12 protein-coding genes and 1 pseudogene are annotated in these 12,393 nt (G+C 71.8%); 10 read left to right on the plus strand and 3 right to left on the minus strand.

Features of this window, described 5'->3' with window-relative positions:
• Positions 1–4: 4 nt before the first annotated feature.
• Positions 5–646, plus strand: a complete 642-nt coding sequence (locus tag IM767_RS06190; protein ID WP_109212113.1) for a GNAT family N-acetyltransferase — start codon at positions 5–7, stop codon at positions 644–646.
• A 23-nt stretch (positions 647–669) separates the two neighbouring features.
• On the opposite strand, the gene IM767_RS20740 is transcribed toward IM767_RS06190, so the two are convergent.
• A complete protein-coding gene (locus tag IM767_RS20740; RefSeq protein ID WP_239453508.1) occupies positions 670–2,052 on the minus strand; it encodes an alpha/beta fold hydrolase in 1,383 nt (460 codons plus the stop codon).
• Positions 2,053–2,208: 156 nt separating this feature from the next.
• Between IM767_RS20740 and IM767_RS06205 the strand changes: the two are divergent.
• The 6 genes and pseudogenes from IM767_RS06205 (at position 2,209) to IM767_RS06230 (ending at position 8,177) form a co-directional block, all read left to right on the plus strand.
• Positions 2,209–4,329: pseudogene (locus tag IM767_RS06205) on the plus strand (heavy metal translocating P-type ATPase).
• 64 nt (positions 4,330–4,393) lie between these two features.
• Complete coding sequence (locus tag IM767_RS06210; protein WP_194398827.1) at positions 4,394–5,275, plus strand: DUF2510 domain-containing protein; 882 nt, start codon at positions 4,394–4,396, stop codon at positions 5,273–5,275.
• Positions 5,272–6,114: a sulfite exporter TauE/SafE family protein gene (locus IM767_RS06215; protein WP_109211533.1), complete on the plus strand. Its 843-nt coding sequence runs from the start codon at positions 5,272–5,274 to the stop codon at positions 6,112–6,114. The genes IM767_RS06210 and IM767_RS06215 overlap by 4 nt, the downstream gene beginning before the upstream one ends.
• Before the next feature lie 9 nt (positions 6,115–6,123).
• A complete protein-coding gene (locus IM767_RS06220) occupies positions 6,124–6,573 on the plus strand; it encodes an FAS1-like dehydratase domain-containing protein (protein ID WP_109211532.1) in 450 nt (149 codons plus the stop codon).
• Positions 6,570–7,037, plus strand: coding sequence for a MaoC/PaaZ C-terminal domain-containing protein (locus tag IM767_RS06225; RefSeq protein ID WP_239453433.1), 468 nt, complete (start codon positions 6,570–6,572; stop codon positions 7,035–7,037). Before IM767_RS06220 ends, IM767_RS06225 begins: the two co-directional genes overlap by 4 nt.
• 3 nt (positions 7,038–7,040) lie before the next feature.
• Positions 7,041–8,177, plus strand: a complete 1,137-nt coding sequence (locus IM767_RS06230) for a UDP-N-acetylmuramate dehydrogenase (RefSeq protein WP_109211531.1) — start codon at positions 7,041–7,043, stop codon at positions 8,175–8,177.
• Positions 8,178–8,181: 4 nt separating this feature from the next.
• Here IM767_RS06230 and IM767_RS20995 read toward each other — a convergent pair whose 3' ends face one another.
• Together IM767_RS20995 and IM767_RS06235 are read right to left on the minus strand one after the other, a co-directional pair.
• Positions 8,182–8,304: a hypothetical protein gene (locus IM767_RS20995; protein WP_275426030.1), complete on the minus strand. Its 123-nt coding sequence runs from the start codon at positions 8,302–8,304 to the stop codon at positions 8,182–8,184.
• Between the two features lie 452 nt (positions 8,305–8,756).
• Positions 8,757–9,956, minus strand: a complete 1,200-nt coding sequence (locus IM767_RS06235) for a pyridoxal phosphate-dependent aminotransferase (protein WP_109211530.1) — start codon at positions 9,954–9,956, stop codon at positions 8,757–8,759.
• 149 nt (positions 9,957–10,105) lie between these two features.
• On the opposite strand from IM767_RS06235, the gene IM767_RS06240 reads away from it, so the two are divergent.
• From IM767_RS06240 to IM767_RS06250, 3 genes are all read left to right on the plus strand, one after another.
• A complete protein-coding gene (locus tag IM767_RS06240) occupies positions 10,106–10,453 on the plus strand; it encodes a hypothetical protein (protein ID WP_109211529.1) in 348 nt (115 codons plus the stop codon).
• A 110-nt stretch (positions 10,454–10,563) separates the two neighbouring features.
• Positions 10,564–11,451, plus strand: coding sequence for an ABC transporter ATP-binding protein (locus tag IM767_RS06245; protein WP_109211528.1), 888 nt, complete (start codon positions 10,564–10,566; stop codon positions 11,449–11,451).
• Positions 11,448–12,335, plus strand: a complete 888-nt coding sequence (locus IM767_RS06250) for an ABC transporter permease (protein ID WP_109211527.1) — start codon at positions 11,448–11,450, stop codon at positions 12,333–12,335. Before IM767_RS06245 ends, IM767_RS06250 begins: the two co-directional genes overlap by 4 nt.
• Positions 12,336–12,393: the final 58 nt, after the last annotated feature.

A 12,393-nucleotide genomic window follows, 5' to 3' on the forward strand; every position in this document is an offset into this window, starting at 1 on the left:
CGGGATGGCACAGACCGAGGTCGTCGTCGAGCGCGGTGACGTGCTGGGCGAGGGCTTCCGGCGCCGCGTCACCGAGGTGTACGTGCGCAGCTTCGCGCCGGACTTCGTCGCGTTCTCGAAGGACACCGTCAGACTGGCCGACGCCTTCGAGCACATGCTGATTCTGGAGCGGTTCCACGTCGCCCTCGTCGGCGGTGAGCCCGCCGGCCTCGCGTCGCTCACCGAGGGCGACCAGATGCTCTTCCGCCCCGATCGGCGCGAGATCCGCCGCCATCTCGGACCCGTCCGGGGGCTCCTGTGCTACGTCGTGATCCGCAGCTGGTTCATGAAGCCCTCCGACGCGGCGGCGCCCGGACGCGGCGAGATCGGCTTCGTCGCGACCGAACCGGAGTATCAGGGCCGCGGCGTCGCGACCGCCCTGCTGCGACACCTCCTCGCGCTGCCGGGCTACCGCGAGTTCGTGCTCGAAGACATCAAAGACACGAACGCGCCGGCGCTCGCCGTCTACTCGAAGCTCGGGTTCACGGTGTACGAGCGCCGGAAGGTGCGCTTCGCGCGCCGCGCCGGGTTCACCGAACTCCTGTCGATGAAGCGGGTCATGGGAACCACTCCGGAGGCGCCGGCCGGCCCCGCCGGCAGCGTCTGACTCCCCGCAGCGCGCGTGTCTCGTCAGCCGGCGAAGTCGGAGTCGTCGGTCCACGCGGCGATGTCGACGCCGTGGTTGTCGGGCGAGGTGAGCGTCCACCATTCCGGCGCATGCGAGTCGTCGGCGAGCCGCCCGCCCGCCGCGAGCGCGGCCGCCACCCTCGCCTCGACCTGGTCTCGCGGCACGGAGATGTCGATGTGGGTGCGTCCGCGCCCTGACTTCGGCGGCTCCAGCGGGTGGAACCACACGTGCGGGTTGCGCCGCAACGGGTCGACGGCGTCCTCGGCGCCGAGCGGGTCGTAGCCCAGCGCCGCAGTCCAGAACGGACGCACGTGCGCGTCGGGGCCCTGCGCGACAGCGATGCCGACCACCGTCAGCGCCGACGGGTCGGCTTCGAGGCCGAGCTCGCGTGCCGCGCGGGAGACGGATGCCGCGAGCTCGGCATCCGCTCGGCTCAGCCCGCCGTCCCGGCGGCTGAAGGTCTTCACGAAGACGCCCTCAGGCCGCAGATCGATGTCGGGGAAGTGGCCGAGCGACTCGGCGACCGGGACGATCGCGGCCACGAGCCGCGCGCCGTGCGACAGCGAGTCGGCGCGGAAGAAGGCGTGGGCGCCCCAGTACAGCACTCGCCAGTCCTCGACTCCTTCCGACGCATGGAACGCGGCGGCGCTGATGGTCTCGACCTCGGGCTCGATCGTGCCGTCGCCCAGCGGCGGCTGGGCGAGGATCACGCGCGCCAGCTGCTGCGGCTTGGTCAGCTGCGGCCAGTGACCTGTCGGCAGGTCCACGTAGGTGACGTCGCGCAGTCGCGTGAACTCCTGCACCGGCTCGGCGCCGGCGGCGATCCAGCTCTGCAGGTCGGCGACGGAGTACTCGGTGGCGACGGCGGTGACGGGGATGTCGTGTCTGCGGTCGTCATGGAGGTGCTGGATGCCGGTGACCACGCCGGCGGGCGAGGGGACAGCGTACGCGCGGAACGCGGTCATGCCGCCCTCGCCGAGATCGCGGAGATCGGCCTCGTCGAAGTCGGCCCAGTCCGGCAGGGGCAGGTCGGCGCCGCGTGGCTCGTAGCCGCGCAGCAGCGGATCGCCGTCGGCGGTGGGGAACCCGCCGATGAGGATCAGCCGGGCGACCCGGTCGGGCCGCGCGTCGGCCGCCGCGTAGACGATGCCCGCGCCGGCGGAATGTCCCACCAGGATCACCTGCTCGCCGGGTGCGGCGTCGATGGCCGCCACCACCGCTTCCACGTGATCGGACAGTGCGATGCGGGAGCGGTCGGAGTCGGCGGACTCCATGCCGGGCAGCGTCAGGGGAATCGGTCGGTGACCCGCCTGTTCGAGCGCCGGCGCCACCTCGTACCAGGCCCACCCGCCCATCCACAGTCCTGCGACAAGGATGATGTCCATTCTCGGCTCCTCGCTGATCCGGGGTGGTGCCAGTGTGGCGCCGGGCGCCGACATCCGCCACCGCTCGCGGGATCGGGAATGCCGTCGCGCGCGACGCCGTTGAGGTTGATACCCCTTGGGGGTATAAAGAAGACACCGTTCCACGAGGAGAGTGCCGTGACCGATCCGCATCGCGAACACCCGGCCGGGGTCGCCGCGCACGACCATGCCGCCCACGCCGATCACCAGGCTCCGGGGGCGGACCACGCCGGTCGCCACACGGGTCACGCCGGTCACGATGCCCACGCCGGCCACGGCGCCGGCCACGTCGCCGTCTTCCGTCGGCTCTTCTGGATCAATCTCGTGCTCGCGGTGCCGGTCGTCGCCTTCTCCGGGATGTTCGCGATGGTCCTCGGCTACTCGCTTCCCGACGCGGCATGGGTGCCGTGGGTGTCTCCGGTGCTCGGCACCGTCATGTACTTCTGGGGCGGGCGGCCGTTCCTCGTGGGCGCCGTATCGGAGCTGCGCGCGCGCAAGCCCGGCATGATGCTCCTCATCGGCCTGGCCATCACGGTGGCCTTCTTCGCGTCATGGGGCGCGAGTCTGGGCCTTCTGCACCACGAGCTCGAGTTCTGGTGGGAGCTGGCACTCCTCATCGTGATCATGCTGCTCGGCCACTGAATCGAGATGCGCTCGCTGGCGCAGACCACGTCGGCGCTCGACTCGCTGGCCGCGCTCCTGCCGGATGAAGCGGAGCGGGTCGAGGGCGACCGCGTCGTCACCGTCGCGCCGTCCGCGTTGCGCGTCGGCGACATCGTGGTCGTACGCCCGGGCGGGAGCGTGCCGGCTGACGGCCGCATCGCCGACGGTGCAGCCGACATGGACGAGTCGATGGTCACGGGGGAGTCCAGGCCTGTCGCACGGGGCGTCGGCGACCATGTGACGGCGGGGACTGTCGCGACCGACTCCGGTCTGCGGGTGGAGGTCACCGCGATCGGCGACGACACCACGCTCGCCGGCATCCAGCGACTCGTGGCCGAGGCGCAGAACTCGACGTCGCGCGCGCAGCGTCTCGCCGACCGCGCCGCCGGGTGGCTGTTCTGGTTCGCGCTGGGTGCCGCGGTCGTCACGGCAGTTGTGTGGAGCGCGTTCGGGATGCCGGATGAAGCCGTCGTGCGCACGATCACGGTGCTCGTGATCGCGTGCCCCCACGCCCTGGGACTCGCGATCCCGCTCGTCGTGTCGATCGCCACGGAGCGGGCTGCCCGAGGGGGCGTCCTCGTCAAGGACCGGCTAGCGCTGGAGAGCATGCGCACCATCGACGCGGTGCTGTTCGACAAGACCGGCACCCTCACCAAGGGCGAGCCGACGGTCGTCGACGTGTCGGCAGCGGGCGGACTCGACGCCGACGAGGTGCTGGCGCTCGCCGCGGCGGCGGAGGCCGACAGCGAGCACCCGCTCGCTCGCGCGATCGTCCGGGCCGCGCAGGAGCGCGAGCTCGTCGTCGGCGCAGCGTCGAACTTCCAGTCCTCGCCGGCGGTCGGCGTGACGGCGAGCGTCGCGGGCAGGGTGATCCGGGTGGGCGGTCCACGTCTTCTCGACGAGATCGGCGCGAGTGACGTGGAGGCCGCGGAGCGGTGGCGCGAGCAGGGCTCGATCGTGCTGCACGTCGTGCGCGACGGCGAGGTCGTCGGCGGGCTGGCGCTCGCCGACGAGATCCGCCCCGAGTCGCGCGAGGCGGTCGAGGCGCTGCACCGGCTGGGCGTCGAGGTCGTGATGATCACGGGGGATGCCGAGCCCGTCGCCCGCTCGGTCGCGCAGGCGCTCGGCATCCGTCGCGTCTTCGCCGGCGTTCGCCCGGAGGACAAGGAGCGCAAGGTCGCCGAGCTCCAGGCCGAGGGCCTGAAGGTGGCGATGGTGGGGGACGGCGTGAACGACGCACCCGCCCTCGCCAGAGCGGACGTCGGGATCGCCATCGGCGCCGGAACCGACGTCGCGATCGGCTCGGCGGGAGTGATCCTCGCCTCGAGCGACCCGCGCTCCGTGCTCTCGGTGATCGAGCTGTCGCGGGCGAGCTACCGCAAGATGACGCAGAACCTGTGGTGGGCGGCCGGCTACAACCTCGTGTCGGTGCCGCTCGCGGCGGGCGTGCTCGCGCCGATCGGGTTCGTCCTGCCGATGTCGGTCGGTGCGATCCTGATGTCGCTGTCCACCGTCGTCGTGGCCCTCAACGCGCAGCTGCTGCGTCGGCTCGATCTCACGCCCGAGCGCAGCGCGCAAGCGGTGCTCGAGCGCTGATCGCGCGCCGGGTCGCGGCATCCGTCCTCCCGTCCGCGACCCGGTGCGGAGATAGGGTTTGAGGATGACGACTCCTCCCGGCTGGTACGACGACGGTCACGGCGCGCTGCGCTGGTGGGACGGGACGCAGTGGACGGAGCACGTCGCCCAGCCCGACCCGGAGCCCTCGCCGGCACCGACCGAGGCTGAGATCGTCGCCGGGTTCGGTTTCGAGCAGAACGCCCCGGAGGAGACCGGCCACCCGGACGACGCCGTGCACGGCGCCTCCGCCTCCCCGGCCGGCGCGTACGGCGCGCAGCCCGCCGGCGCGTACGGCGCGCAGCCCGCCGGCGCGTACGGCGCGCAGCCCGAGGTCCCGTCTCAGCCGGCCCACCTGGCCGCGCAGCAGTACGCCTCTGCGCAGCAGGGCGCCGGGGCGCCGGCCGGCGGCGGCTTCACGGCGGCGACCGAGCCGCGCAGGTCGAAGCTGTGGATCCTGTGGGTCGTCCTCGGCGTGGTGCTGCTGGGCATCGTGATCGCGGCGGCGGTCGTCATCCCGCTGCTGTTCCTGTCGGCGACCACCGGGGGCAGCGCGGCGCAGACCGACGACGAGCGCGCGGCCGTCGCGGCCGTCGAGGGCTACGACGACGCCTGGCAGAACGGGGACTGCGACGCGCTGGGGGCGGCGACGACCGAGGAGTTCCGGACCGACCAGGGCCTCACCGAGTGCAGCGCCTTCGAGGATCAGGCGGCGGCGTTCAGCGCGGGCGTCGAGGACTACACGGTCCAGGTCGCCGACATCGAGACGATCGGCGACGTGATCGTGGTGAGGACCAACGAGACGTTCATGCAGGTCCTCGACTCCGACGGTCAGACCATCGAGCCCGCACCGGGGTCCGCCGTCTACGAGTACACCGTCGTCGACTCCGGCGGAGACTGGCTGATCGACGACATCGCCGCCGAATGAGCGGGGCCGACACGGCGGCACGCCCGCCGCGCAGCACACGGTTCTACCTCACGTGCGTGGGGATCGGCTTGCTGGCCGGGGTCCTCTCGGGCCTGTTCGGCGTGGGAGGCGGCACGGTCATCGTGCCCTTCCTCGTGCTGTTCCTCCGCTTCGACCAGCGTCTGGCCGCGGGCACGTCGCTGGCGGCGATCGTGCCCATCGCGACAGTGGGGGTCATCTCCTACGCGGTCCACGGCTCGGTGGCCTGGATCCCCGCGCTGCTGCTCGCGGCGGGCGCCGTCGTGGGAGCGCAGATCGGCACCTGGCTCCTGCCCCGCCTCTCGCTCACCGTGCTGCGGTGGTCGTTCGTCGGATTCCTCGTCGCCGTCATCGTGAGCCTCTTCATCGTGATCCCGTCGCGCGACGCGGAGCTCGTGCTCACCTGGATCAACGGCATCGGCCTCGTCGCGCTCGGCGTTATCACCGGCATCCTGTCAGGACTGATCGGCGTCGGCGGCGGGATCATCGTCGTCCCGGCGCTCATGGTGCTCTTCGGCACCAGCGATCTGGTGGCCAAGGGCACGTCGCTGCTCATGATGATCCCGACGGCGGTCTCGGGCACGATCGGCAATCTTCGCCGTCGGAACGTCGACCTCGTCGCAGCCGCGATCGTGGGCATCGCCGCATGCACCACGACGGCGCTCGGCGCGTGGGCCGCCACCCTGATCGACCCGTTCGTCGGCAACGTGCTGTTCGCCGCGTACCTGGTCGTGATCGCGGTGCAGATGGGGCTGCGGGCCTGGCGCGGCCGTCCCCGCCCGGCATCGGGCCCGGCCGGCTCGACGGAGCCCGCTCGGTAGGATGGCCTGGTGCCAGTGAACCCCGAGCTCGTCGGCCGAGACTTCCCGCCGACGGCCCCCTACCTCGTGGGTCGCGAGAAGGTGCGTGAGTTCGCGCGCGCCGTCTTCGCCGACGACCCGCAGCACACCGACCCCGCAGCGGCCCGGACGCTCGGCTACGCCGACGTCGTGGCGCCGCCGACCTTCGCGATCGTCGTCACCGACGCGACGCTCCAGCAGCTGCTCGCCGAGCCCGACTCGGGCATCGTGCTGCAGAACGTGCTGCACGCCGAGCAGAAGTTCCGCTACACCCGGCCGATCGTCGCGGGCGACGAGCTCACCGCGAAGCTGGCGGTCACCGGCATCCGTGCGATGGGAGCGGCCGCGATGGTCACGAGCGAGTCCGAGATCACGGATGCCGCGGGCGAGCACGTCGTCACCGCGACGTCCGTCCTGCTGGTGGGGGAGGGCGACGCATGAGCGACGCTTCGACAGGCTCAGCGACCGGCGGGGGCTCAGCGACCGGCGCGGGCTCAGCGGCCGATTCGCTCACGGTCGGCGACGTCGTCGCCGAGCGCACGGTCCACCTCACCCGCGAGTCGCTGGTGCGGTACGCCGGGGCGTCGGGCGACTTCAACCCGATCCACTACCGCGACGACGTCGCCGCCGCCGTGGGACTGCCGGGCGTGCTCGCGCACGGCATGCTCACGATGGGCCTGGCCGTCGGCACGATCACGCCGTGGCTGGGCGACATCGGCCGCATCCTCGACTACGGCGTGCGATTCACCAAGCCCGTCGTCGTCGACCCCGAGAAGGGCGCCGACGTCACGGTCGTCGCGAAGGTCGGAGCCGTCGAAGAGAACTCAGCCCGCATCGATCTCACCGTGTCGTACGAGGGCGCGACGGTGCTCGTCAAGGCGCAGGTGCGCGTGCGGACCGTCTGACGCATGCCCGAAGTGACTCCCGTACCGCTCTCGCGGCTCACCACGCTGCGCACCGGCGGCGTGCCCACGCGCATGATCGATGCGCCCACGGCCGACGAGCTCGTCGCCGCCCTGCGCGAGGTGTGGGCCTCCGGTGACGAGTGGCTGGTCCTCGGCGGCGGATCCAATCTCTTCGTCGGCGACGAGCCGTTCGACGGCACCGTCGTGCGCGTGCTCACGAAGGGCATCGAACGGATGCCGTCGCCCATGCCCGGACGCGTGCGCCTGCGCGTGCAGGCCGGGCACGACTGGGACGACCTGGTCGCCTTCGCCGTGGCGGAGGGACTGGGCGGGCTCGAGGCGATGTCCGGCATCCCCGGCACGGTCGGTGCCGCCCCCGTGCAGAACATCGGCGCCTACGGCCAGGAGATCGTGCAGACCCTCAGCGAGGTCGAGCTCCTCGACGAGTCCACCGGCGACGTCTCCACGGTGCCGGCTGCCGAGCTCGGGCTCGGGTTCCGCACCTCGGTGCTCAAGCACCACTACGGCTCCGTCCCCGCGCGTCGCGCAGTGATCCTCACGGTGACCCTCGACCTCCCCGAGATCGGCCACGGCGCCCGCCGGATCGCCGGCGACCAGCTCCGCACTGCGCTGCGGCTCGCGCCCGACGACGTGGCCACGCTCGCGTGGGTCCGCGATCGCATCCTCGAGACCCGCCGTGGCAAGGGCATGGTGCTCGACGGCGACGACCCCGACACCTACAGCGCCGGATCGTTCTTCCAGAACGCGGTGGTCTCGGCATCCTTCGCCCGCACGCTTCCCGAGGCCTGCCCGCGCTGGCCCGTGCACCCCGACCTCGACCCCGTGCTCGTCATCCCGCTGGCGAACTTCGACGGGAACGTCCCGCGGCCGACGACCGTGGAGTCCGAGGTCAAGGTCAGCGCCGGCTGGCTCATCGAGCACGCCGGCGTGCGCAAGGGCTTCAAGCTGCCCCGCTCGCGCGCCGGGCTGTCGACCAAGCACGCGCTGGCGCTGACCAACCGCGGCAACGCGACGGCGGCCGAACTGGCGGAGCTCGCCCGGTTCATCCAGGGCCGCGTGCAATCCGAGTTCGGCCTGATCCTCCAGCCCGAGCCGGTGCTCGTGAACGTCGAGCTCTAGCCGCTCACCCCGCGTCGTCTTCGCAGGCCCTCTCGTCGAGCTCTTCCACGAAGAGCGCGCGGTGCGCGGGCGTGAGGTTCGCCAGTGCTGCCGCCAGTTCCATCGCCAGCCTCAGTCGTCGTCCCATCGGGGTTCCCCTTCCGTTCGTCCTCACCAGGGACGACGAACGGGGGGCGCGCGAGTCGACGAAACCCCGAGAATCCGTGGCGCTCTCCCGCCGGCACCACGCCGAAAACCTGGTCGGTCGCGCCGACACGCCGCCGACGGATGCCGCGCCGCGGCGTGTCCCGTCACCGACCAGGTTTTCGGAACCAAAGTGCGGGACGACGAACGGGAGGCGTGCGAGTCGACGAAACCCCGAAATCCCGCGCGCTCACCTGTCGGCATGGTGCCGAAAACCTGGTCGGTCGCGCCGGCACGCCGTCGACGGATGCCGCGCCGCGGCGTGTCCCGTCACGGGCCAGGTTTTCGGCACGGGGCAGAGGCAGGGGCGAACGGGGGGCTGACGAGCGGATCAACCGGAAGAACGGAGAACGCGGATGCCCCGGGCCGGGGCATCCGCGTTCTCGAAGGCGCGGGCTACGCGAAGAGGCGCTGCAGGCGCTGGACGCCCTCGAGCAGGGCCTCGTCGCCCAGCGCGTACGACAGGCGCAGGTAGCCGGAGGGTCCGAAGGCCTCGCCAGGCACCACGGCGACCTCGGCCTCTTCGAGGATGAGGTCGGCGAGCTCGAGCGAGGTGGTCGGCGTCTTGCCGGCCCACTCGCGGCCGAGGAGGCCGCGCACGTCGGGGTACGCGTAGAACGCGCCGAGCGGGTTGGGCACCTCGACGCCGTCGATCTTCGACAGCTCGGCGACGATGGTGCGCCGGCGGCGGTCGAACGCGAGGCGCATCTGCTCGACCTCGTCCTGCGGGCCGGTGAGGGCTGCGAGCGCCGCGCGCTGGGCGATGTTGTTGACGTTGGAGCAGAGGTGCGACTGCAGGTTGCCCGCGATCTTGATGGCATCCTTCGGGCCCACCATCCAGCCCAGGCGCCAGCCGGTCATCGCGTAGGTCTTCGCCACGCCGTTGACGAGGATCGTCTGGGCTGCGGCATCCGGAACCGCCTCCACGATCGAGACGGCACGCACGCCCTCGTAGACGAGGTTCTGGTAGATCTCGTCGGAGATGATCCAGATGCCGTGCTCGAGGGCCCACTCGCCGATGGCCGTGGTCTCTTCGAGGGTGTAGACCGCCCCGGTGGGGTTCGACGGCGATACGAAGACCAGGGCCGTCGTGCGGTCGGTGCGCGCGGCCTCGAGCTGCTCGACGGTCACCTTGTAGTCCTGATCGGCGCCGGCGAACACCTCGACCGGAACGCCGTCGGCCAGGGCGATGGCCTCGGGGTACGTGGTCCAGTACGGGGCCGGGAGGAGCACCTCGTCGCCGGGGTTCACCACGGTCTGGAAGGCCTGGTACACGGCCTGCTTGCCGCCGTTGGTGACGATGATCTGCGACGGGTCGACCTCGAGACCGGAGTCGCGGAGCGTCTTGGCGGCGATCGCCTCGCGCAGCACGGGAAGGCCGGCGGCCGGCGTGTAGCGGAAGTTCGCCGGGTCGCTCAGTGCCACATCCGCCGCGTCGACGATGAACTGCGGGGTGGCGAAATCGGGCTCGCCCGCCGCGTACGAGATGACGGGCCGGCCTGCGGCCTGCAGCGCCTTCGCCTTGGCGTCGACCTTCAGGGTCGCGGACTCGGCGATGGCGGAGAGCTTGCGGGAGAGCGGTGCGCGTTCGGTCACGCTTCGAGCGTAGTCGGCCCGGCACGACGCTTCACCCGCCGATCGCGCGCGCGTGGCCCGCGCCCGTCCGGGATTCGCGGGCCGGGAGAACGAACCGTCCAGCGGGCCCGCTCTTCCGGCGGCGCACCTGTGACGCTACCCTGGCGCTCGTGGACGAATGGACCTGGGGTGCCATCGTGCTGGCGATCGTGCTGGTCATCGCGGGCGGCATCGCCTGGTGGCTGGCGCGCGGCTGCATGCTCACCATGATCGGCGCGACGGGCGCCGTCGTCGGCGGCGTCGTGGCCCTCATCGGCCTCGCGGTCGTGCTCGACATCGACGCCGGTCTGCGCGTCGCCTTCATCGTCATCGTGGCCTCCGGCGTGTGGCTGCTCGCCTGGGCGCTGGCCGGCGGCATCCGCGGACAACGGCTGCTGCGGGCGGAGCAGGCGGCTGCCGGGTCCGCCCCCGTGGCCGTGCCGGGCTCGATCGCCTCCGGCCGGATCCCCACCCTCTGATTCGCACTCCGCCGGTGCGTCCGGCGGACGGCGGCATCCACCGAATGGAGGATGCCTGCTCCTGCGGATGACCGCTGGGCGCGGCATCCGTCTCCCGCCAGGCTGTGATCATGCAGACTCAGGCGGTGCGGGTGGAGAACCTGCGCAAGACGTACGGCGACCGGGCGGTCGTGGACGGGGTGTCGTTCGAGATCGAGCGGGGAGAGACCTTCGCGCTCCTCGGGCCGAACGGTGCCGGCAAGTCGACGACGGTGGAGATCCTCGAGGGATACCGGCGCAGAACCGGTGGCGACGTCGAGGTGCTCGGAGTGGACCCCGGCTCGGGCGGCCTCGACTGGAAGGCGCGCCTGGGCATCGTCCTGCAGTCCACCGGGCAGTCGGGGCTCGTGACGGTCCGCGAGCAGCTGCGGCAGTTCGCCGGGTTCTATCCCGACCCCCGCGATGTCGACGAGGTGATCGCGGCCGTGGGGCTCGAAGCGCAGGCGAGGACCCGCATCTCGAAGCTCTCGGGCGGCCAGCAGCGCCGCGTCGATGTGGCCCTCGGCATCATCGGACGCCCCGAGCTGCTGTTCCTCGACGAGCCCACCACGGGCTTCGACCCCCACGCCCGGCGCGAGTTCTGGGAGCTGATCCGTCGCCTGCAGTCTGAGGGCACGACGATCGTGCTCACCACGCACTACCTCGACGAGGCCGCACAGCTCGCGGACCGCGTGGCCGTCATCGCGGCGGGGCGGCTGCAGGCCATCGGCCCCGTAGCCGGGTTCGGCGGCGAGGCGGCTCGCGTCCCGATCGTGAAGTGGACGGAGGACGGGATGCCGCGGCAGGAGCGCTCCGACGACCCCTTCGCCTTCGCGACAGTGCTGGCCGCGCGGCTGGGCGGCACACCTCCCGAACTCGAGATCGTGAGACCGAGCCTGGAGGACGTGTACCTCGGCCTCGTAGCGGAGGCCGACGAGCGGGCCGGCGAGCCCGCAGCAGCGAAGGGGGCCGAGCGATGAGCGTCACCACGAACCGCACCGGGCGCGAGCGGGTCGAGGCCCGGAGTCGCGGCATCCGTCCGTCCGCCCGCCGGCGGAACCTGTTCGCCGTCGGGCTCTGGCGGACGCGATTCGAGCTCGTGCAGTACTTCCGCTCGGGCGACACGCTGTTCTTCACCTTCCTCTTCCCGATCTTCATGCTCGGGCTGTTCAGCGTGGCGTTCGGCTCCGACGGCGACGTGCAGGTCGCCCCCGGCGTGCCCGCGATCTCGATGGCCGAGCTGTACCTGCCGGGCATGCTGGCGGCCGGCCTGCTGCTGTCGGGGTTCCAGAACCTCGCGATGGACATCGCGGTGGAGCGGGGCGAGGGGATGCTGAAGCGACTGGGCGGCACACCGCTGTCGCCGGTGAGCTACTTCATCGGAAAGATCGGGCAGGTGCTGGTGACGGGCGTGCTGCAGGCGGCGCTGCTGCTGCTGTTCGCCGTGACCGTGCTCGACGTCGACCTGCCGACCTCCCCGCAGAGCTGGGCGACCTTCGCGTGGGTGTTCGTGCTCGGCATCACGACGTCGGCGCTGCTCGGGGTGGCGCTGTCGTCCGTGCCGCGCACGGCGAAGAGCGCCACGGCCGTCGTGGTGCCGATCGCCCTCGCGCTGCAGTTCGTCTCGGGCGTGTACCTCACGTTCTCGCAGCTGCCGGAGTGGCTGCAGAACCTCGCGGGGCTCTTCCCGCTCAAATGGATGGCGCAGGGCATGCGCGCGGTCTTCCTCCCCGACGAGTACGCGGCGCTCGAGCAGAACGGCGAATGGAACCTCGCGGGCGTGGCGATCGCGCTCGGCGTCTGGCTCGTCGTGGGACTGGTGCTGTCGCGGCTCACCTTCCGGTGGATCCGGCGCGACGCGTAGCCTGCCGGTGGGCGCCTCGCGCCCGCCGGCTTCCGCCCGCCTCCCCGCAGGCCGGGGC

Source organism: Microbacterium ureisolvens, assembly GCF_015278315.1.
Taxonomy (GTDB): domain Bacteria; phylum Actinomycetota; class Actinomycetes; order Actinomycetales; family Microbacteriaceae; genus Microbacterium; species Microbacterium ureisolvens.

Coding starts and splice junctions, on each gene's coding strand:
- IM767_RS06225 (WP_239453433.1), top strand. CDS start 6,570: ATGAGCGACGCTTCGACAGGCTCAGCGACCGGCGGGGGCTCAGCGACC.
- IM767_RS06250 (WP_109211527.1), top strand. CDS start 11,448: ATGAGCGTCACCACGAACCGCACCGGGCGCGAGCGGGTCGAGGCCCGG.
- IM767_RS06245 (WP_109211528.1), top strand. CDS start 10,564: ATGCAGACTCAGGCGGTGCGGGTGGAGAACCTGCGCAAGACGTACGGC.
- IM767_RS06190 (WP_109212113.1), top strand. CDS start 5: ATGGCACAGACCGAGGTCGTCGTCGAGCGCGGTGACGTGCTGGGCGAG.
- IM767_RS06210 (WP_194398827.1), top strand. CDS start 4,394: ATGACGACTCCTCCCGGCTGGTACGACGACGGTCACGGCGCGCTGCGC.
- IM767_RS06230 (WP_109211531.1), top strand. CDS start 7,041: ATGCCCGAAGTGACTCCCGTACCGCTCTCGCGGCTCACCACGCTGCGC.
- IM767_RS20740 (WP_239453508.1), bottom strand. CDS start 2,052: ATGGACATCATCCTTGTCGCAGGACTGTGGATGGGCGGGTGGGCCTGG.
- IM767_RS20995 (WP_275426030.1), bottom strand. CDS start 8,304: ATGGGACGACGACTGAGGCTGGCGATGGAACTGGCGGCAGCACTGGCG.
- IM767_RS06215 (WP_109211533.1), top strand. CDS start 5,272: ATGAGCGGGGCCGACACGGCGGCACGCCCGCCGCGCAGCACACGGTTC.